Here is a 20850-nt window from a genome sequence, read left to right as displayed (position 1 = left end):
TGGTAAGTACCACAACTCTGAAGGGGGAACTTAAGCGCAATTATGGACAAAGAGAGCAAAATTGATGAGGTAGTTGATGTACTACGCAATTGGATTGCTCAAGGCAAGTTTGCAGCTGGGCAAAGACTACCATCTGAGAGAGAAATAACAGAGGAATTGGATGTAAGTCGCTCGACTGTAAGAGAAGCGTTAACACGGCTACAAGTAGAGAACGTTATTGATATTGTGCCGCGAGGCGGTGCTTTTGTACGCTCGCCTAGCGCAAAAATCGTTATAGGACCATCCAGCCCTACTCCTAATAAAGCTACTGGTATGGAACTGAAACGCGCAGGCTCTTTTATACGTGCAATGGAAGCGCAAGGAAGGCAGACCCTTGTGCGTTTTATTGAGCCGTCTTCAATCATACCGGCTGGTGACGAGATTGGTGAAAAATTAAAAACGTCCTCCGATACGGAAGTTTTGAGAAGGTATAGAGTTCATCTTGTTGATCGCGTACCATATCGCCTTCTTGATAGTTACTATTTGGCATCTTTATTAGGAGGCTTACTGGGACAGGACGAGGGATATATCCCGCTCTTCAAGTGGATGTACGAGCACACCGGATTGAAAGCTCAAAAGGCTTACGAGAGGCTTAATATACGTATGCCTTCCTCAGAGGAAGCCGCTCTTCTCAATGTCTCTAGAAACCAGCCCGTAGTAGACATGGACAGATGGGTATGGACAGATAATGGAACTCTTTTTGAATACACCAAGATAGTAGCTAATGCCGCTTTACACGAGTATGCATATTCATATGACATCGATGAGGAGGCTAGCAAATGATCGTAGACGAAGCCACAAAGATGCAGCTGGCGAGAGACATTGCATTAACCTTAGCTAAAAAGCAACGTATCTCTTTTGCTTCTGATTTTCATGCTTTCGCTGAAGGAAAGCATCTTGTGCTGGCTGGCGTGTCTTTTGAAAACTTTTCTAAGGGTCCAAACACTCGAAGAAGTGATGGTGATGTTGTAGCCCATGCTATAGTTATGGCTCTTGCTGCGGCCACCAACACAGGTGATATAGATGACTGGTTTCCAGATAAAGGGGAAACAGGAGTAAAGTCAATTGAGTATCTCCCAGAAATGCGCAAGCGACTTATTGAACCAAACAATTTATTACTCGGTATCGTAGATGTAACCATTTTGTGTGGCGAACAGCCACGCATGAAGAAACGCATACCAGAGATGCAGCACAACATTGCTGAAGGTCTGGGAATGAGCTTGGAACAAGTTCATGTAAAAGTTAGCAGCATGGATGGGCAAGATGAAATTGCCAATTTAGAGGGCATAGAGGCAAGGGTACTTGTCAGTTTGTGGGAAGGCTTGTAGATATGGCAGATAACAGTTCTATCGTCAAATGGGCTGCCAAGCAGGCAGCTCATTTTATTGGTCCTTTAGGAAATCGTTGGCTACATGTACAAGGTGTGGTCGAACAAGCACTTCAAGTATGCAAAGCTTTTGAAGAGAGTGAAGGGGCATATCTCTTAGCAGCTGCATATCTACATGATATTGGATATGCGCCAGAGCTTAAAAGAACAGGGTTCCATCCTATTGACGGAGCTATCTATTTACGGGCACAAGGATATGAACGCCTGGCCTGCCTCGTCGCACATCATTCAGAAGCCCAATGTGAAGCGCGCTTACGAGGACTCGAAAGCGAATTTGCACAATTCCCTCGCGAGCAGTCGCCAGTTGCGGAAGCGCTCAACTATTGTGATATGACCACGGGACCACAGGGGCAACGTGTGAGCTTCGAGGAACGCATCGCCGATATTTTGAGCCGCTATGGGGAGACAGACATTGTAGCGCAAGCCATACGCCAAGCCACGCCGCAATTGTCGCAAGCGGTCGAACACACCCAGGAGTTACTCCACAGCCATAATCTCTAGCAGATAGCAAAGATAGCGCCTGGCTTAGAGATTTAACCCAGGTGTAAATTTTGGAATTCCGTGAACGGGAATTTTGACAATTAGATGAGCGGTTCAGCTTCTTTGATGGTTGTGGGTATGCGCCATCTGGGCCTGGGTGACGCCATCTTCCAGAGCCGAATGAATGGATCGTCAATCGGGTGTGTGCTTGTGCTCTTTGGTCCTCTGAAAGGGCGGGAAGTGGGACAGACGGTTCCGTCATGACAAGCTCTCTCCCATACGCAAGGAACCAATAGGATGCTCTCTCTCCCAGTAGAGCCGACCGCTCACAGAATTATCATATTTCCGCTCACGGAATTCCAAAATTTACACTATGTTGCCGGACCAGACGATGATGTTTCGCTCGTTTTCAAGTGGATGACGAGCGGCAACACGAATCTTACCGCATCAAAAGGCGATGGAGATATAGAACTCAAGGTTTCAGAGAAGAGCGTTGAGGTATTTGAGGAGGCAATTGAGCAGATAGGGGCACTGGTAGCGGGGCGAAGATTGTTCGAGATGACACATGGATGGGGAGGTAAGCACCCTGTGAATGCGCCAGTTGTGGTAGTGACCCATCGACCCGCGCCAGAATGGGTCAAGGCAGATTGGCCCGTCACCTTCACCAATAGCATAGAAAGCGCCATCGAGCAAGCCAAAGCCATCGCCGGCGACAAAAAGGTAGCCATCGCCTCCACTACCATTCTTCATCAGTGCCTGCGGGCGGGGCTGGTGGACGAGATCCATGTCGATCTGGTGCCCTACCTGCTTGGCGCTGGCGTGCGCATGTTCGATACCCTCGATGCGCCCATCGAGCTGAAAAGCACCAGCATCATCCCCTCAACTGGAGTAACTCACCTCACCTTCCGTATCGTCAAATAAGTCTTGGCGTCTCCAATCGGTCGGGATGGCCTGCCTGCGACCCTTCCGTCAGGCAGCCAGACAGACTCTCGACAACACTGGATTGGACTTTTTGTCATTTATTAGATAAAATTGTCGGTTTAACATCATTCTTGGCGTGGTATAAATGTACAAAACAAGTAATAAAAATGCACTTTCTCGTATAATCTGGCGTGACATTTACACCGAAGCTTTGGAGGCTGTTTTGCTCTTTAGCTCATCTTTTTTCAACCTTGCGCCATTTTATGCTAACAAAAAGATCATGCTGCTCGCAGTGCGGTTTCCGAGAGATGCACGCCATTTTATGCGAGAGAAATCGATCATGCGCATCACTTCCGGACAGCGCCAAATAGATGAGGTAAGATGTCGCGCCATTTTATGAGCGAGAGATTTGGCTCAAAAATCGCTTCGACGCGCTTTTCAAGCCAATCATGGGCAAGATTTATGATACAAAAGCGCCAGGATATCGAAGAAATGACAAAGCACCCCTCTGTAGGTGTTGGAGTAATTATTAGAAACGACGATCAAGTGCTTCTCATGAAGCGCCAGAACTCTCATGGAGATGGAACCTGGTCCATGCCTGGAGGCCATTTAGAGTATGGTGAATCACCAGAGGAGTGCGCCATTCGTGAAGCGGAGGAAGAGGTTGGGGTGCAGATTACCGACCTTACCTTTCGCACGATCACCAACGATATTTTTGAGGAGGAGGGAAAGCATTACGTGACCATTTGGATGGAGGGAACGTATGCTTCTGGAGAAGCACGGGTCAATTCTGCTCGTGAGATGTCAGAGGTCGGATGGTTCTCCTGGAGTGACTTACCAACCCCACGGTTTCTCCCGCTAGAGCATTTGCTCTCCCAAGGATATATTCTCGGCAAAGAAGACTGAGAGCGTATTGGTTTTCTCAAAGACCACAAGATTAGTTTTTTTGACCCATAAATTGGAACTTACGCAAGTTTGCTGATAAATGAAATTCTTCAACGAGCTAGCAGTCTTTCACGAAATATAAAATCGCCAGTTGTTCATGCTTCACAAACCCCATACGCATGTTAATGGAGAGCATGGGAGCATTCAATGCATCATTAACCGTACGCAGTACGGTATAGCCATGCTGCTGGGCGTAGCGTATGCCGCGCAGCTTTAACGCGGTAGCAATGCCCATGCACCGGTAAGAGCGCAACGTTCCAGTGAGACCGGTGGAAATCAGCTTGCTGCTCGGTTGAGCGCCCATAAATGAGAGGCCAACATACTCGCCATTATGCACCGCGACAATAAAAGCTTCTGGTAAAATTTCGGGATGATACAGGAAGCGAGCGCAAAAGAGTTCAAAGCTGATAGGGCTGCGTGGTTCAGTTGCCGGGACATCCTGGCGTATTTGCCAATCTAATGCATACAGCTTGCGATCGCGTTCCGGGTCACCCGCCAGTTCTTCCAACGTTTTCAGGACAATTCCCTGTTCGCTTAAGCGCTGTTCCACTTCGAGATAAGGCCCGAGATCAAAGGTTGTAAGGTCCAGCCGCGATTCCCATTTGCGCTGCTCCTCACGAAAGCCGCGCTGCTGCAAAAAGCGGACAGACTGGGATTGATCCTCCTGTGTCTGCGTCCTGATTTGCACAGGTTCAAATGGCTGCAAAGCTTCTAGCATATGTGTATAGAGTTTCGAACCAATGCCCTGGTTCTGATATGTCGGGAGCACAAAAAGATTGAGAAAGAATTTATGTGGATGATATTTATGAATCCTCTGGGTATATTCGCCCCAGGCGACAGGCCGCTCCTCCACCTCAACCATCCAGCGCCGGTGCTTGCACATGGGATCACGTAAATCATCAGCCAGACGCACTTCCTCCACAGTTACTGACGCTTCCGAATAGACAGCGTTCTGGATATCGCACAGAGCGGCATAATCAGCAGGAGCAAAAAGGCGCAACGAAGCAGACATGCAAACTCTCCTCAAGTGGTGAAAAACAGGGGAAATACATTTTTAGACCATTAAAAGTTGGAATAGCATACTAGCATAAAGTACGCTTTTGTCGCAAGTGTATCTCGGCTTGCAATTTTACAATTTCGGTCTCAGCAAACTTGCGTAAGAATCATAAATTCGCCAATTTCTACTCATGACGCATATCTCCCCCTTTTGGCGAATTTATGGGTCAAATTACAGCTTTATCTCCTTGTCTATCTTGTAAACTCGTCTGAAACTGCTGGAGAAAAGGTGAACATTGCTCTGTCTCCCTCAGTTTCATGACCTTGCTCCAGTTCTGTGAGTACTGGTAATCCCCTAGCCCATTCATACAAAGGGTCACTAGATTGACAGGGGCAGAACATACTCTAAGCGATAGATGCTCTCCACAAGCTGTTTCAGCTTCTGGTAATACAAGCAATCGGCAACAAGAGAAACTGACGCTTGACCAGCATCTCACGGCTCGAAAAAGCGACGGGGAAAATCGGCACAGGCGCGCCTCCTCGCATTGCTGTTCACCACTCTGCCGATTTTCCCCCGTTCGCACGTGATGCGTGGTCGAAGCACGTGTGGGTTTGGGAAGGCTCCTCGCGACCTCAGGGATGTCAGCTTCCGGACAGCGAGCCGGTTGTAACCGCGCCGGCACGCTCGTAATTCACGAGAATGATGCCACTTGGGGAGACCTGGCTCTCCGTCACCTTGAACGCCGCCGGGATGGTGCCATCGGTAAACAACCGTTTTCCGCTGCCCAACGTCAGCGGAAATATCTTGAGCCAGAACGCATCGACCAAATCATGCTTCATCAGCGTCTGAAGGAGATTTGCACTGCCGTACACGTGCAAATCCGGCCCTGGCTGGTGCTTGAGTTTGCTGACTTTTTCCGCAATGTCTCCGCCTAAAAACACGGAGGGCTGCCATTCGCTAGAAGTCATGGAATTCGAGGCGACGTACTTGGTCGCTGACATGACGCCGGGCCATCCGTCCGCATGTTGCGGCCAGAACGGTGCCCAAATTTCAAAGGTTTTGCGCCCTAACAACAGATCAAACGGCAGGTTCATCTGCTTATCCATGACGGTTCCAGCAACATCGTCGTCATAGGGAGCCACCCACCCGCCATACGCGAAGCCACCACTGGTATCTTCCTCTGGCCCGCCTGGGGCTTGTATGACACCATCAAGGGTGACGAATTCAAGTACAATAACTTTTCTCATGACCGAGTTCCTCCACCATCTGGCGACCTTTGGTGCTGATCACGTGTGTTCATCGGTGTTTCCTTTCTTTTCTCTCCCTCTTGCATTCGGCATGACCGATGGAGAGCGGAGATGTTCTTGCAAGTTGCACGTCTCTCTATTCTATTGGCAGAGCAAGAAAAAAACTTCTCTTATCTTGCTCACATCCTCGGCCCGACTCTTGCCTGGGAAAGATCAGCCGACGCGCCTGACCTGGCTTGACGAAAGCCTAGCATGGGTGCTAACGGAAGTCGCTCTCCTACGAATGCACAACATCTGTGTGCAACAGCCCGCTTCTGAAGCCATTTTACGGAGGTCTGCAAGGTCGATTCCCATGTTTCGCGCCGATTTCCTACCATTCGCCTCAAAAACCGTCGAACATTCGCTCTATTTACCACTTGAATCAGCAAACTTGCGTAAGATTCAAGGTTTGTCGCTTTCGGAAGATAGGTTTGTCGCAGACGGTGTTATCCGTTTACAGAAGCTTCCCAGGCCGCAGGAGCCCATATGGATTATCTTATCGCAAAACCCGATGCGAAACAGAGTCAAGATGTGTGAGTCCGCTTCTTAGGCTCGTTGAGACGGATTTTTGAGCGAACGACAAACTCATCTTCCGAAAGCGACAAACCTTCCTTCAATCGGCATGATGGTTTACTGCATTTCGATGGAAATAAAGCGGGTTCGATTCCAGACGACAATTTCGTAGCCCATATGGCCAGCGAGCCGGTGCTTCATTGTGAAAATCCACATGCGTATCGAGAGATTTTCTGGTAGCGTAATCTCTCCCTCGGAAAGCTTTTTATCAAGATACCAGAGCGTCCCTCGGCTGGCCCTTGCTGCCTGCGCTGCTTGCTCATACATACTATCTGCTGAAGGCATCGGTTTGTCTTTCCTTGTTTGCTAGCAGCAATACGTTTGCACCTATAACTTCTGCTCGCCACCAAGCATTCTCATAAGATACTCTATACCTAACTCCTCATCAGATTTTGCGAGCTGTTTCTCAATCGTGCCCTTTGCCAGCCCATCGGCTAACTGGAGCACCTGGTCAACGACCTCGTGTAACTTTCGCATTTGTTCCTTGAGTCGAATAATTTCCTGGCGCTGGGCGTCCGTCGTCTTTTCCGCTCCCCAACGTCGTAGTTGCTCATCAAAAAGGGGTAAGTCATTCTTCGCGGTGGTGAAGGCGTTCTTCACTCTGCCGACAGTGTAGTCGTCGAGGATATGAGGCTTGCCCTTCGCCTCCAGCAGCGTTTGATATTGCTCTTGGTCGGCCTCTAACATCCCATCTATATGCGTGGCCAGCATTGAAAGGAAACTAATAGGGCGCCACTGTGGTTTCGGCATAGATTTTCTCCTCCAGGCTAAAACATGCTTCTTCTCTATGCAGAACGATCAAGTTGCAGGTTGAGCGTTGTCAATGGTGCCAGTGGGACGAATGGACCACTGCAAAAGTATCCCTGTGCTCATCACCACGGAGGAGACTGTTGCCCAGGCTGTGTCTCTGTTGCTGGAACAGGCGATGTTGTGTCCAGATCGGCAAAGTAGTCCATCAACAATCCGTGCGTGAATTTATACCCGCCTCCAACACGCCGTAAGAGAATACGAGCGGTGGCGTCTTCAAGGAAGGGAACAGCTTTCAAGGGAAAGAGGCGCAGAGACCAGAGCCAAAATCGAAGGGTGTAGTGTTGGAGAACAGCATACAACCCGTTGATCAGTCCAAAGAGCAGCCCGACGAACAGTCCGAAGACTAGCCAGACGAATAGTTCGAAGGTCAGCCCGAAGAGCAGCCCGTTGATCAGTCCGTAGAGCAGTCCGATGAGCAGCCCGAAGAACAATAGACTCCATAATCCGTTCTTGAAGGAACGCTTGATCCCCTCATTAGGAGTAAATGTCTGACGCTCAGAGAATTGCTCACTTTCCAGCCCGACGACCAGCCCTCCGATCAGCACTGCATTTAGCCCTCCGCCCAGCCCGGAGGTCAGCCCGAAGAGCAGCCCGAAGAGCAGCCCGACGACCAGCCCTCCGAGCAGCGAATATAAATATCTTTCCCAAGAAATTGATAGTTTTTCTGCTAGTTGTATCTCACTTTCTTGATGCGTGCGTAGCCATCTGATCAGCCCGACGACCGGCCCGACGAATAGCCCGGAGGTCAGCCCATAGAATAGCCCGGAGGTCAGCCCATAGAACAGCCCGGCGACCGTTCCAACGACCGGTCCGACGACCAGCAAGGGGACCAGAACAATGCTCCACCTATAGAGATTCCTGTGGGGTTTGGGAAGAGCGTCTGATTGCAGCAGTTCCAGAAAAAAGATCGTTTGGTTCTGTTGACGCATATATTGTGCGAGGAATTGTAGCCAGGAACATGTGCGATCCAAGGGATAACGTGCCCTGTTGCCCTTGTGTTCGATCATGCGCTCGATAAATGCTTCCCAGATCTGACGCTGAAGGTCTGGAGCTTTCTGAGAAAGTTGTCGTACTGTTGTCCCAGTATAGGTTAAGATCAGGATCTGCAACATCAACGGTGTCGTTGCCAACTCAAGGAGCGTCGGGTTTTTCTTGAATGCCGTGTGTAATGCCGCAAGTGGCTTGCCCAGGGTGGCAAGGTACGCATTCACCTCTGCTGATAAGAGCGGCTGCACTACGACGGCGGTATCCAACGCCAACCGCTCATGGAGCGTGGCTTGCTCATACTCGCTGGTTCTACTACAGACCACCAGGGGAGAGAGATGTTCACGATGATAGGTGTTGATCGCCACAACGCAGGCCGGACGCGCAGCTTCGTCCATCTCATCCAGGCCATCGAGCAAGGGCAGTACTAGTTTTGCCTCAATCCACTGACGGCTCAACGTGCGATGAACATCATAGATCAATGCAAACTGCTCAATAAGCCAGTCCTGCAACGGAGGTTGTTTGGTGACCCAGGTGGAGAGGGGAAGCAACACGGGCAATGGAGAGGTAGCATCCTGATCTGCCTGTGCAACAAGAGCGTGGGCCAGTTCCAAGAGCAGGGTCGATTTGCCCGCGCCTGGTTCCCCCAGAATCAGCAACTCCTGATTGGCTCGCTCATAGACATCAACAATAGAGGTATGTGCAGGAAGCACCTGATCCGCTTGCTCTGGCAGACGCAGTGCAAGGAGGGCTGAGTTCTGAATAGCAGTGGGTCGAGACATAAGTCCCAGTTCGATCTGAACAGCTCCCTGCAACGACTGTTGAAGCATCTGCTCATAGCGTAAACGAAGACGCTTGACCAGGCGCGTGCGGTCCTGTGGAGTGATAGGAAGTGGGGATTCGCTTGTGGAGGTAGCCCTCTGACTTATCACCCAGAAGAGGACTGCCAGCAGGAGCAAACAGCAGCCGACGGAGACAGTGATGGGCCAGAACACGACTAAAAGGTGAAGCGGGGCGTCATCAGGAAGAGCACCTTTCGATGTCGTGAGCCAGGTTGAGACAACATTGACGGCCAGGGCCAGGATAACGGAGGTTCCCAGAAAGCCTGTGCACTTCCAGAGCCAACGACAGAAATGCACCCACCAGGGAACCTCATACTGACGAGGTGTGGTGTGTTGCTGCTCGGACATCGACGGTTTACTCCCTTCCCAATCGTTTTTGTTGCTTCTGTTGCTTCTCTTGAAATAGACGGACAGAAGCAGCAAAAACCACATACCTAATAAAACTCCTCTTCATTTATTAAGAGGAGTTTTCTATTGAGCGACCATGCTCTGTTCGGCACTTCACCGTTTGCGAAAACCTGTAGCACATCCGAGAGCCATCGTCACCACCTGACCAGTGCGATTTGGAGTGAAAATTGCCCCTTTTCGCCCGACCATGACGCCAATGTGGGAAGAGAAAACGATCGTTTTCCTTTCCCAGTTTCGGACATGGAAGACACTGGTATTTTTACTCACTTTCGGGTAAAATAACTCATGAAATGAGGTTTTCATACCCAGCAGGGAAGAAGTGAGGAAAAAGAAGGATGCAGACGTTTGCTTACCTACGCGTGTCGAAACTCGATCAGGATCTGGACAAGAATAAAACAGATATTCTCAGACTGGCCCATGAGAAACGCCTCGGGCATGTTGAGTTTGTAGAAGAGAAAATCTCCGGTAAAGTTTCCTGGCGTAAGCGGCAAATTGCCGGTGTGCTGGAGCAGGCACAAGAGGGCGATGCCATTATCGTCAGCGAATTGTCGCGCCTGGGACGCAGCATGTTGGAGTGTATGGAGATTCTCTCCCTGGCCATGCAGAAGAATGTGCGTATTTACGCCGTCAAAGGCAACTGGCAGCTCGACAATTCTATCCAGAGCAAGATCGTTGCCATGGCCTTTGCGATGGCGGCCGAGATTGAGCGTGACCTCATCTCGCAGCGTACCACCGAGGCCCTTGCCGCTCGAAAGCAGCAGGGAATGCCGCTGGGCCGTCCCAAAGGGATAGGCAAGAGTAAGCTTGATGAATACGAGGCGGAAATTCGCGCTTTGATCAAGAATGGGTCAACCAAGACCTGGATTGCGCAGCGGTATGGCACGACACGGCGAAACCTGAGCCACTGGCTGAAGCAGCATGGGATTGAGTAACTACCTGAGAGGGAAAGAGTGTGGACGTGTTACAACAAGGATAGTGCCTGGAACTCGGAGATATCCGAGTGCCCGGATATCCCCGAGCGCAAATCAACGCGCTAGAAGCGAAAATTTCGGGCCTCAAACGAGAGGCCCGGTACTCTATGACCTTGAGCGCCAAATTATGACCCCGATAATTTCTGTTGGGTTGTGATGAAGAGCGAGCTGCGTGGCAAAGAGGGGCGTGAAAAACCCGTGCAGTGGTATCCGAGCCAATGGAATGTAGAAGACGCATTGCGGCGGGCAGGGCTTGTAAAAACTACCTGAGCATCCCTATCCTGATACATAAAACAGATTAACAAAAGAGGCTCCTCTAATCCAGGAGAGAGCCTCTTTTGTTGTGCTGCCCAGCATCGCTCGATTAATTGCCGAGAAATGCCCGCCAGGTCTGGTAGGGTAAGGTGTAAATCCCAACATTAAACTGGTCCTTTTCCAACAATTATCCTGGTGGGCAGACTCCACTGAACCGCTTGTTCACCAGAATAATTATTGGACTTTCACCAGGATAATTGGTAAATGGCGCGAATGTTCGACGATTTTTGAGGCGAATGGTAGGAAATCGGCGCGAAACATGGGAATCGACCTTGTAGGCTTCCATAACATGGCTTGGGAAGCGGGTGACGGTACTCCAGTTCTGGTAATGCAAGCAATCGGCAACAAGAGCAACCGACGCTTAACCTGGAGATCCTAGAATGAAGTGAAGCCGAATCTGCCCAAGGAAGCGGGTAGTTCTTTCTTGTTTCAGAAAGAACTACCCGCTTCCTTTACTCAATGTTCTCCCATTCGATTCTGGGATCTACACGTTTACACCACATCAGAGATGAGATTACCTGTTGGTCAGAAAAGAAGAAGGGGGAGTTCCATTGAGGCAGAAACGCCTATTTTTCCGTTTGCCATATTATTCGGTCTATAGGCCCGTCTTGGGACAGTGACTTGATGTACTCATAAGACTGTTGCACGATTTGCTCAAGGATTGGCAGCTCTACATCGCTGAGCCGCTTGATGTACACACAATATCCGGTAGTTGTATGTCTCCCCAACTTGGCCAGCAATTCCGAGTAGCGTGCCGTACCATCCATAAGATAAACGGTGATCTTTCCTTTTCTCGGATAAAAGCCAAGAACATGACTGTCGCCTTCGCGCCCACTGTCGTATTTGTAATGGTAGGTATCAAACCCAAGAGTCCCTACATTCAACAGCTTTGGCTCATGCCCACTTATTCGTTGCATCATTTCAATCAGCACATGGCTCTCTTTTCTCGTTTGCTCGTCGAGCGAAGCAAGGTAGTCTTCGACTGAGCCAGAGTTTTGAGCAGGAATGTTGTCCATACTCCAGGTCTCTCCTTTGGATTTCGTGTTCCTGTATCTGTGACAAAGCGGACGCAGCGTTTCTTCTCTCCTCGGCTTCACATGATGAACGTTGCTCGCTTTCGCGAGCATAGCATGAGGGCACGAAAAGAACTTCTCCGATCTTGCTCAAATCCTCGGCCCGACTCTTGCCTGGGTGCTGATGAAAGGCACTCTCCGTCGTTCTTCTACGAATGCACAACATCTGCGCACAACAGCCCGCTTCTCAAGCCATGTTATGGAAGCCTACAAGGTCGATTCCCATGTTTCGCGCCGATTTCCTACCATTCGCCTCAAAAATCGTCGAACATTCGCGCCATTTACCAATAATGTTGGGATTTACACCTTTTACTCAGCAGACAAAACAAAATCCCCGTTTGGCAGTCTTCGATAAATCAGGCATTCCCAATCAAGCACTTCCATGAAGATTTCCAAAGAGATATACCCTAATCTATATTCTCCCTCATCAGGGACAAAGCAATAACTGTCCTCATCATATCCATCAACTTTTCCTTCCAGTTGGTAACGTCCCACAAGTAAAATTATCGATTGCCCTTTTGAGAGTGTTGGGCCATCTGGATTGTCAAAAGCGAATCTTTCAGGAATACGATTTGATTTTTTTAGCTTATGAATACGCCTGAAGATATAGGTTTTTACCTGCCCTTCTTCATCTGTCTCTGATTCCACTAAAAACTCAGTATTATCATCATCGCTAAGACTTGTGTGAAATCGTTCCAAATGCCCTCGTGTTTCTCTTGGAAGTGAGTATCTTCTAGCGAGAATCCTGTCAGGATCGATAAACCTCACCCCTATTTGTTTCCCAAGATCATCTAGAACGTCTTGATTAATCAGCAATCCTTGCAATTTTGTATTGTGCATATACCCCTCTTTCTATGCTTTGTAGTTCGTTATGGCCCAAAGCATAATCAAACTCATGACCGCTACAGCAAGAAATGAGAAAAGAAAAGCGAACTCCTTGTTTGAAATGTTCTTTCCCATTCTCGCTTTAATTGTAAATCCCAACATTGAGCGGGAGAAATCTGCATAACTTTGTGGGCCATTGTAGGCTCAGGGGTCTCTCTCCAGACCAACTGCTTGCCCAAGATAGCTACGCAAATTTCTCCCGCTCAATGTTGGTGTATCTATCCTATGTGGCACTATCGAGCCACTTTTACTCATCCTCTTCTGAGAGATTATCCTCGCCGTCTACATAGCCACCCACTGCCTCTATACTCGGTAGCTCCTGGGGAAGTTTGCTCAGTGCTTCCCACATCTCAACAACGTTAGGGCGGTACTCACGCAGTTGGCCCTGAAGTCTCATCCTGAGAAACCCTCTTTTTACCAGCTGACCAAGTGCTTGCTGCTGTTGCTCCTCATCCGATATAGAGGCAGGTAAAAATGTAAAAATTTCCTCTGCACGTAGATAGTCTAATTTTCCCGTGGTATGTTTCGTAAACCAGGGCGTATCTCTCAAAGAGAGGTGCCAGGCAGTGACAAGGATATATCCCTGATAACGACTTCGCTCGCAGATCAGGGTAAACGCGAGCTGCTGGGTCTCTATATCTGGGAACCGAAGCACATAATCATGCTCAATCTGCTCTAATGGATTCATTTGCTTAAAACAAGCATTTTTTGCTTTTCGTACAGCACGAACATTCAAACGATAGCGGTACGTATCAGGTAGTGAGAGATCAAGGTCAAGGAAGCCCTTCCCTGCTAGGTGAGTCAAGGTTTCGTTCAGCTCCTCAACATCCCGCACCAGCATTGCTGCACACATTTTCTCTGTTGACATGCTCAGCCAGGGCATTTCTTCGGAGTGAAATTCGCGGAAATGCTCACCAAGAAGTGCCAGTACAGTAGAGTCCTGTGAGTCCTGACGGGAAAGACAAATGGTGCTAGGATACAGGATAAGACCTGGCCCCATATCCCTTTGAAAAAGCTCACTGTATTCGCCTACTGCAACCGCATGTTCAAAGGGATACTCTGTTTCTGCAAAGGGAACATTTTCATCTCGTGTCCAAGTATTGAGGCGTGTTATTCGTTTGTGGGAATGGTGATGCTTTTTGGGGCGACTTTTTTGCTTTTTCGCCATCTCTGCTACCTTCCTATCCAGTGGATTGCAATTATAGAGAAGAATATAGCATATATGCGGATATTAGAGAAGGGACTTTCTCTGGCGGTTTCTGTGCTCCCCACCGTCTTTTTAACCTGCTATTTGTAAATCCAACATTGAGCGGGAGAAATTTGCGTAACTATCTTGGGCGAGCAGTTGGTCTGGAGAGAGACCCCTGAGCCTATAATGGCCCACAAAGTTATGCAGATTTCTCCCGCTCAATGTTGGGATTTACAGTAGGCACACCTATTCGACCATTCCGAATAAAACGTCTAGATAGACATTCAGTATAGACGAATGAGAGAAAATCCGCTATACTCAGCTACAGAAAACTCATGGCATAATATAGTATGTGACCTGGCTCGCCCAACGACCAGGCAACTATCAGCAATTTCATCCCCAGGAGATCACCCGCACCTCCATCGAGTTTTTTTTGGCGGCCCTGTCCAGCTCCAGCGCGAAAAAGCAAGCCAAGGCGGCTCTCTCTGGTTTTTGCACCTGGTTGCAAGAAGAGAAGCAGTTGCTCGACCGCAACCCCACGCGCCATATCGCCATTCCCGCGCAAGCCCTGCTCGCGCCACGTGAGCTCTCCGAAGATCAACGCTATGTCCTCGCAAATCTCATTGAGCGCGAAGGCGACTTGCGCGGCAAGGCCGTGTTTGCCCTCGGCTACTGGGCAGGTTGCCGGGTGAGTGATGTGTCCTGGCTCCAGCTCGACCAGGTGCGTGTCACCGGGAAGGCTGGCGTGATCACCGTTGGGCACAAAGGCGGCAAGACACGTACCATCGACCTGACCAACGGCGCTCGTCGTCTGCTCCATGAATACCTGGAGCAGGGGATACGCAAAGAGAGTGCCTATGCCTTTACCAGTCAGCGTGCAAAAAAGCGTGTGAGTGCTGGAGAAGTCGACGGCTGGCGCTGGAGCGAAGACGGCATCCATCAATGGTGGCAGCAACTCAAATCCCTGGCACGCGCAGCCGAGTACGAACTTATCAACGATGTCACGTTTCATGATCTGAGACATGACTTTGCCCATCGCGCACGCGCTGCCGGGTGGTCGCTCGAAGAGGTGGCATACTACCTGGGCCACATCACGAAGGCGGGCACGCCTGCAATCGCGACCACCATACGCTACACGCAAGTTAGCCGCGAGGCCGTCAAACGCAAGCTCAAAGATATTCAGGGATAGCGCCCAGAACTCAGAGATAGCGGAGTGCTCGGAGTTATCCGAGCACAAACCAACGCGCTACAAGCGACAATTTCGGGCATCAAACGACCCTACGACCTTGAGAGCCAATTTTGGCTTATAGCGCGAAATGCGTGTGAAATGGCTTGAGAAGAGGGCGGAAATTATCGTGGAAGAAGACATGCAACAACAGGGGTGGTCGCCAAACGACGACAAGAGCCCTTTTTACAACTGGCACCTGATTCATGAGGACGAATGGCGACGCATCGCCCGTGGGTTTCCCTACAGCGTTAGGGTTCTCAACCACTATAAATGGAACAATGAAGCGAAATGGAGCGAGAAAGCGCGTACAACGACACTCGACAAAGCACAAGGTGTGATGCAAGCACTGGCGCAGCATGGCAAGCAAGACAAATCAGCCTGCTGGTGCGTGATGGAATACGACTGTTCCGGCGACCAGGTCCGCGAGAGGCCGGTGCTCTGGCACCCAAATCAAGAGCATGTCCTGGCAACGCTGCGCCAGGCTGGCCTCCTGAAATCGTCCTAGCAACCTGGCACAAAGGAAACGAAGCATGAGCAAAAAACAGCAACCACAAGAAACCTGGTCCCTCTGGAACCGCGATGACATTACCCTCGCACCCGGCACATTTATTGAATACCGCCATCTCCGTCAGGTGCGTGTGGCAAGAGTCGAACGGGTACGGGTGATTTCTAGCCCCTCATACCCAGACAAACAAGTAATTGATGTCAAACGCTATGGGCCGCTGCGCCGACATGATGGGCCACGAGCAGGTATGGTGCAACCCGATGAGGTCATTCGTACCCTCGATGGGCCTCCTCCGCCTGCGCCCAAGGCCCTCACCTCACTTTGGTCGCCACGTGATGCGGAAAACCCGTTTCGTGTCGAGTGTCCCCTGAGCAACGAGGAGTGGAGGGAGATCTCGCTCTGGTATCCCTTCAGCATCCGGAGCTTGGAAAAGAAACAAGGGGAAAAGGGCATATGGCAGGAACAGGCGCGTACATATGGGTGGAATGATGCCAAAGAAACCATGCAGGCCCTTGCAGCTACTCACAATGAGCAGACGGTTTGGGTTGCCATGAAATGTGAACGACGGGGGAAGGAGGGGCGCGAAAAACTGGTCATGTGGTATCCAGACCAATGGAATGTTCAGGATGCGTTGCGCAAGGTAGGGCTTTTGAAAACCACCTAAGCCCTCAAGTATCCATTTGACGATGGTAGCGTCAGGAGCGCGTTGCTGGTTTACTATACAATGATCGGAGTTCCCTATCTCTTCCTCCCGGCTCCGCAGAACTAGCCTTCCCTAACTCCTTTGATGTGATCGTAATCCGAGAGACGGGTGCATTATGCAACCTAATCGTTGCTTTGGGGAAGCGTGAGTCCTGCAATTACCGCTGCTTTGTCTCGTTCTCCTCCGGCGACAAAGCCCTGCATCACGTCCGTAATTCTTGCAGGTCAAACATTGAAATGTTATAATTTACCTCAGGCGTTTAGCCTGAATCACGCACCTGAACAAACATACAATACTCTTCACGTTCTAACTTCTCTCTTGCTGACAATAACCTTACTAGCCAGGAGAAGCTAGTGAAGTATCTGTATTATACTGTTTTGCTTAGAGTTTGGAGTTTAGACAAAATCCTTATGAAGCCAGACTAGAACTTGACAATTTTATCTAAACTCCAATAGTAGAAAGGCATGCAGACTTGGACGAAAGCCAGACATGGAACATTGCTTACTATGAAAATGCTAATGGTTCCAGTCCAGCATTGGAGTTCATCAAGAGCCTTCAAAAGAGAGATCAATGCGCCATCTTACGCGCTTTAGAGCATCTGGAAAATGGCACTCCCCCCCGCTCAATGGTCTCTCGTATTGAGAGTACAAAGCTCTGGGAACTCAGAGTTTTCGCAACCAATTCCTGTCGTCTCATCTTCTTTTATGAAGATCGACATATTGTTATACTCCATGGCTTTCTCAAGAAAACAAATGGCGGCATCCCACCACGTTTTATCCGGTTGGCGCAGCAAAGATACAAGGACTATCTTTTAAGCGTCTGACGGGAGTTGAAGTAGGGAGCGAAAATTCGTTTTCTCTTCCTACTTCTCAAACTTACGCAAGCCTATTAAGCAAGCAGTAGATACAAGGTCTCCTCAAGAGTAGAGTATGTTGGTGCAAAACTAATTTGGAGGTATACTTATTGCTAGACAGGCGACTTGTGGTGAAGCAATTGTACAATTACAGGTATATGCGTTTGTCTTGTGTCAACATCAGTGCTAGGTGAAAGAGAAACTGCAATGCAGGAATTTGTCCAGGGAGATAGCAACAAATTTAAAAGTGGTGAGCAGCTCTATCTAGAATGGAAGCATAACTTGCTGTCCACGCCTGAAGCTCGATCTGCTTATGAAGAAGTTGCTAACGAGTTCGATATACTACTTGAACTTGTTGAAGCACGCCTGGATGCTGGTATAACACAGGCAGCCATCGCGAAACGTTTAAAAGTACCTAAATCACAAATTGTACAGTTAGAAGAACTAGGCTATCGTGCGTGTACTTTTGATTTACTCCAACAATATGCTCATGTTCTTGGTAAAAAGCTTCAAGTATCGCTTGTCTAGCAACTCAATGGCTTTTGCAAGAAGCCATAAAATACCTCCAGGCCCCGTTAGTGTGACGGGGCCTTTTTTTTTTACTCCCTTGCCTCCACAATTCCCGTTAAGCGAGAATGACTGGCAAAAACTCGTCGCAGAAAAGTCAGATCGTCCCAATGAGCAGGAACGCGTGTAGGCTATGACACGTTCGCTCATTTATAAGGATTGCAATATCCCTTTAAGTAGCGCAATAATAGACACAACAGGTTGCAAAGCTCTATAATAAAAGACCAGAGAAAGTTAGTGGAGAAGGTTTCCAATGGCAATTAAGAAAAGTGAGCTCTATAGCTCGCTGTGGAAAAGCTGTGATGAATTGCGTGGCGGGATGGATGCCTCGCAGTATAAAGATTATGTGCTTGTCTTGCTCTTTCTGAAGTATGTCTCCGACAAGTACGCGGGTCAGCCCGATGCGCTCATCGAAGTTCCTGAAGGGTGCAGTTTCAATGACTTGATTGCGCTCAAAGGCGATAAAGAGATTGGCGACAAGATCAATAAGATTATTGCCAAGCTTGCTGAGGCCAATAACCTTAAAGGCGTGATCGATGTAGCTGACTTCAATGATGCCGACAAACTGGGCAAAGGGAAAGAGATGCAGGACCGCCTCTCCAACCTGGTGGCTATTTTCGCGAATCCCGCCCTCGATTTTCGCAAGAACCGCGCCGAAGGAGATGATCTTCTTGGCGATGCTTATGAGTATTTGATGCGCCACTTTGCCACTGAATCGGGAAAGAGCAAAGGGCAGTTTTACACTCCTGCTGAAGTCTCTCGCGTGATGGCAAAGGTGATTGGTATGAGCAAGGCGAAGAGCTAGAGCCAGACGATTTATGACCCTACCTGTGGCTCCGGCTCCCTGCTGCTCAAGGCTGCTGATGAGTCCCCAGTTGGCATAACCATCTATGGGCAGGAGATGGATAACGCAACCGCTGCACTGGCTCAGATGAACATGTTTCTGCATAATCAACCAGCAGCAACTATTTGGCGCGACAACTCGCTCTCTAGGCCTTACTATAAAGAGGGTGAAGGCCATAATCCAGCGAGTAGTGATCTCAAGCGCTTTGACTTCGTCGTCTCCAATCCTCCTTTCTCCAATAAGGCGTGGGGCACTGGTTTTGATCCAGATAATGATGTATATGCACGTTTTGAGGATGGCGTACCTCCGCGCAAAAATGGTGACTATGCCTTCCTGCAACACATTCTACGCTCGCTCAAGAGTACTGGGAAAGGTGCGATCATTCTCCCGCACGGCGTCCTCTTTCGTGGCAATGGCGAAGCCGAGATCCGCGAGAATATTGTCGGCAAGGGGTACATCAAGGGCATTATTGGTCTGCCACCAAACCTCTTTTATGGCACGGGTATCCCGGCCTGTATTATTGTTCTCGATAAGGAGAATGCCGCCGGTCGTCGCGGTATCTTTATGATCGATGCCAGCAAGGGCTTTATGAAGGATGGCAACAAAAACCGTTTGCGCCATCAAGATCTTCATAAGATCGTAGATATCTTTAATCGCCAGATCGAGCTGCCGAAATACTCGCGTATGGTGAGCCTAGCAGAGATCGAGGCCAACGACTATAACCTCAACATTCCACGCTACATCGATAGCAGCGAGCCCGAAGATCTACACGACATCGAGGCCCATCTGCTAGGCGACATCCCTAACCGTGATATTGAGGCCTTGGGAGATTACTGGCAGATATTTCCCACACTCAAGCAACAGCTCTTCAGCGCGGGACCGCGTCCGGGTTATAGCCAGCTCAACGTTGAGCAGGATGAGATCAAGTCCACAATCTTTACCCATCCCGAGTTTGTGATCTATACACAGACAATAACGGCCCTCTTTGAGCAATGGCAGGCACGCAATAAGCCCCGTCTCACGAGCCTGAACAAAGAGAGCAAGCCGAAGCAGGTCATTGAAGAGATATCCGAGGATATTTTGAGCATCTTCGCCGAGGCTCGTCTGATTGATAAATATGATGTCTACCAGCACATGATGAGCTACTGGTCCGATGTCATGCAGGACGATGTCTACGTTATCGCCCAGGATGGCTGGCAGGCCAATCGCGACCTGGTTCCGCCCCCGCTCATCATCAAACGCTACTTCGCCGTCGAGCAAGCACATATCGAGCAACTGGAAGCCGCCAGGGATGAGATCACGCGCCAGCTAGAAGAGCTGGAGGAGGAGCACGGTGCCGAGGGCGGCCTGCTCGAAGAGGCCCACAACGAGAAGGGCAAGATCACGAAGGCCAGCATCAATACGCGCCTGCTCGACATTCTCGCCGCCCCCGACGCCGAGGATGAGCGCTCCATGCTCAATACCTACCTCAACCTGCTCAATAAAGAGGCCGAGGCGGGCAAAAAGGTCCGCACCGCCCTCAAAAATCTCGATGCCAGCGTCACCCTCAAATACGCCAAACTGAGCACAGACGAAGTCAAAACCCTCGTCGTCGACGACAAATGGCTAACATCCCTCGCAGCCGACGTGCAGAGCGAGCTAAACCGCGTCTCGCAAGCCCTGACCGGCCGCATCAAAGAGCTGGCCGAGCGCTATGAGTCGCCACTACCCAAACTCTCGGAAGATGTTGAGATCTTGAGCGATAGAGTGGATGAGCACTTGAGAAAGATGGGGTTTGTATGGCAATAACAGACTCAACTCAACAGACAACAGATAAAAATAGACAAGGTGGCTTCAGTTCATTTCCTGATAATTGGCAAATGCGCTCATTGGGGGAAATTACATCATCCTCTCAATACGGAATCAGCTCCTCATTAGGAGGAAACTATTCTGTTCCGATCCTAAAGATGAATAATTTGCAGGATGGACATGTCGACTTAGGCGACTTAGACTACATCCGGCTTTCAAAAGTCGAACTGGAAATGTTTAAGTTAAGCTAGGGCGAT

General features: G+C 49.5%; 21 protein-coding genes and 1 pseudogene. 14 read left to right on the top strand and 8 right to left on the bottom strand.

The genetic code is table 11. The annotated features are described in order from the left end of the window. The first annotated feature begins 42 nt into the window (after positions 1 to 42). The 6 genes from KRAC_RS21580 (at position 43) to KRAC_RS21560 (ending at position 3733) form a co-directional block, all read left to right on the top strand. Complete coding sequence (locus tag KRAC_RS21580; protein ID WP_007910716.1) at positions 43 to 822, top strand: GntR family transcriptional regulator; 780 nt, start codon at positions 43 to 45, stop codon at positions 820 to 822. Further along, the gene (locus KRAC_RS21575) at positions 819 to 1367 is read left to right on the top strand and encodes a 2-C-methyl-D-erythritol 2,4-cyclodiphosphate synthase (protein ID WP_007910715.1); all 549 of its coding nucleotides are present in this window, start codon (positions 819 to 821) and stop codon (positions 1365 to 1367) included. The genes KRAC_RS21580 and KRAC_RS21575 overlap by 4 nt, the downstream gene beginning before the upstream one ends. Before the next feature lie 2 nt (positions 1368 to 1369). Continuing rightward, the gene (locus KRAC_RS21570) at positions 1370 to 1927 is read left to right on the top strand and encodes an HD domain-containing protein (RefSeq protein WP_007910714.1); all 558 of its coding nucleotides are present in this window, start codon (positions 1370 to 1372) and stop codon (positions 1925 to 1927) included. Between the two features lie 84 nt (positions 1928 to 2011). Next, positions 2012 to 2170 carry a hypothetical protein gene (locus KRAC_RS71500; protein WP_157506932.1) on the top strand — a complete coding sequence of 53 codons (159 nt, stop codon included), beginning with the start codon at positions 2012 to 2014 and terminating at the stop codon, positions 2168 to 2170. A 33-nt stretch (positions 2171 to 2203) separates the two neighbouring features. Continuing rightward, on the top strand, positions 2204 to 2827 hold the full coding sequence (locus KRAC_RS21565; protein WP_007910712.1) for a dihydrofolate reductase family protein: 624 nt from the start codon (positions 2204 to 2206) through the stop codon (positions 2825 to 2827). Positions 2828 to 3319: 492 nt separating this feature from the next. Then, the gene (locus KRAC_RS21560; protein ID WP_007910710.1) at positions 3320 to 3733 is read left to right on the top strand and encodes a nucleotide triphosphate diphosphatase NUDT15; all 414 of its coding nucleotides are present in this window, start codon (positions 3320 to 3322) and stop codon (positions 3731 to 3733) included. A gap of 97 nt (positions 3734 to 3830) precedes the next feature. Here KRAC_RS21560 and KRAC_RS21555 read toward each other — a convergent pair whose 3' ends face one another. The 5 genes from KRAC_RS21555 to KRAC_RS21530 form a co-directional block, all read right to left on the bottom strand. Continuing rightward, on the bottom strand, positions 3831 to 4784 hold the full coding sequence (locus KRAC_RS21555) for a GNAT family N-acetyltransferase (protein WP_007910708.1): 954 nt from the start codon (positions 4782 to 4784) through the stop codon (positions 3831 to 3833). 626 nt (positions 4785 to 5410) lie between these two features. Next, on the bottom strand, positions 5411 to 6016 hold the full coding sequence (locus tag KRAC_RS21550; protein ID WP_007910699.1) for a dihydrofolate reductase family protein: 606 nt from the start codon (positions 6014 to 6016) through the stop codon (positions 5411 to 5413). Between the two features lie 669 nt (positions 6017 to 6685). Next, positions 6686 to 6913 carry a hypothetical protein gene (locus tag KRAC_RS21540; RefSeq protein WP_007910698.1) on the bottom strand — a complete coding sequence of 76 codons (228 nt, stop codon included), beginning with the start codon at positions 6911 to 6913 and terminating at the stop codon, positions 6686 to 6688. Between the two features lie 42 nt (positions 6914 to 6955). Beyond that, the gene (locus KRAC_RS21535) at positions 6956 to 7378 is read right to left on the bottom strand and encodes a hypothetical protein (protein WP_007910697.1); all 423 of its coding nucleotides are present in this window, start codon (positions 7376 to 7378) and stop codon (positions 6956 to 6958) included. Between the two features lie 122 nt (positions 7379 to 7500). Beyond that, a complete protein-coding gene (locus KRAC_RS21530) occupies positions 7501 to 9612 on the bottom strand; it encodes an NACHT domain-containing protein (RefSeq protein ID WP_169460925.1) in 2112 nt (703 codons plus the stop codon). 395 nt (positions 9613 to 10007) lie between these two features. On the opposite strand from KRAC_RS21530, the gene KRAC_RS21525 reads away from it, so the two are divergent. Then, positions 10008 to 10604 carry a recombinase family protein gene (locus KRAC_RS21525; protein WP_007910694.1) on the top strand — a complete coding sequence of 199 codons (597 nt, stop codon included), beginning with the start codon at positions 10008 to 10010 and terminating at the stop codon, positions 10602 to 10604. A 920-nt stretch (positions 10605 to 11524) separates the two neighbouring features. On the opposite strand, the gene KRAC_RS21520 is transcribed toward KRAC_RS21525, so the two are convergent. The 3 genes from KRAC_RS21520 to KRAC_RS21510 all read right to left on the bottom strand — a co-directional run bounded on the left by KRAC_RS21520 (position 11525) and on the right by KRAC_RS21510 (position 14084). After that, positions 11525 to 11974, bottom strand: coding sequence for a DUF1801 domain-containing protein (locus KRAC_RS21520; RefSeq protein ID WP_007910692.1), 450 nt, complete (start codon positions 11972 to 11974; stop codon positions 11525 to 11527). A gap of 366 nt (positions 11975 to 12340) precedes the next feature. Next, positions 12341 to 12871 carry a hypothetical protein gene (locus tag KRAC_RS21515; RefSeq protein WP_007910688.1) on the bottom strand — a complete coding sequence of 177 codons (531 nt, stop codon included), beginning with the start codon at positions 12869 to 12871 and terminating at the stop codon, positions 12341 to 12343. A gap of 292 nt (positions 12872 to 13163) precedes the next feature. Then, entirely contained in the window at positions 13164 to 14084 is a 921-nt protein-coding gene (locus KRAC_RS21510; protein ID WP_007910687.1) for a hypothetical protein, read from the bottom strand. Positions 14085 to 14457: 373 nt separating this feature from the next. Here KRAC_RS21510 and KRAC_RS21505 point away from each other — a divergent pair, with 373 nt between their 5' ends. The 7 genes and pseudogenes from KRAC_RS21505 to KRAC_RS71495 all read left to right on the top strand — a co-directional run bounded on the left by KRAC_RS21505 (position 14458) and on the right by KRAC_RS71495 (position 20844). After that, positions 14458 to 15294: a tyrosine-type recombinase/integrase gene (locus KRAC_RS21505; RefSeq protein WP_007910685.1), complete on the top strand. Its 837-nt coding sequence runs from the start codon at positions 14458 to 14460 to the stop codon at positions 15292 to 15294. Between the two features lie 166 nt (positions 15295 to 15460). Next, on the top strand, positions 15461 to 15838 hold the full coding sequence (locus KRAC_RS21500; protein WP_040443982.1) for a hypothetical protein: 378 nt from the start codon (positions 15461 to 15463) through the stop codon (positions 15836 to 15838). A 25-nt stretch (positions 15839 to 15863) separates the two neighbouring features. After that, positions 15864 to 16502, top strand: a complete 639-nt coding sequence (locus tag KRAC_RS21495; RefSeq protein WP_007910683.1) for a hypothetical protein — start codon at positions 15864 to 15866, stop codon at positions 16500 to 16502. Positions 16503 to 17013: 511 nt separating this feature from the next. Further along, the gene (locus tag KRAC_RS79620; protein ID WP_007910682.1) at positions 17014 to 17364 is read left to right on the top strand and encodes a type II toxin-antitoxin system RelE/ParE family toxin; all 351 of its coding nucleotides are present in this window, start codon (positions 17014 to 17016) and stop codon (positions 17362 to 17364) included. A 237-nt stretch (positions 17365 to 17601) separates the two neighbouring features. Beyond that, entirely contained in the window at positions 17602 to 17922 is a 321-nt protein-coding gene (locus KRAC_RS21485) for a helix-turn-helix domain-containing protein (protein WP_007910681.1), read from the top strand. A 292-nt stretch (positions 17923 to 18214) separates the two neighbouring features. Further along, a pseudogene (locus KRAC_RS21480) lies at positions 18215 to 20593 on the top strand (type I restriction-modification system subunit M). Further along, positions 20584 to 20844: a hypothetical protein gene (locus tag KRAC_RS71495; protein WP_157506926.1), complete on the top strand. Its 261-nt coding sequence runs from the start codon at positions 20584 to 20586 to the stop codon at positions 20842 to 20844. The pseudogene KRAC_RS21480 and the gene KRAC_RS71495 overlap by 10 nt, the downstream one beginning before the upstream one ends. Positions 20845 to 20850: the final 6 nt, after the last annotated feature.

Origin of the sequence: Ktedonobacter racemifer DSM 44963 (assembly GCF_000178855.1) — a bacterium.
Lineage (GTDB): Bacteria > Chloroflexota > Ktedonobacteria > Ktedonobacterales > Ktedonobacteraceae > Ktedonobacter > Ktedonobacter racemifer.
The sequence above is the reverse complement of the archived record's forward strand: the minus strand, read 5'-3'. Positions and strand labels throughout refer to the sequence as shown.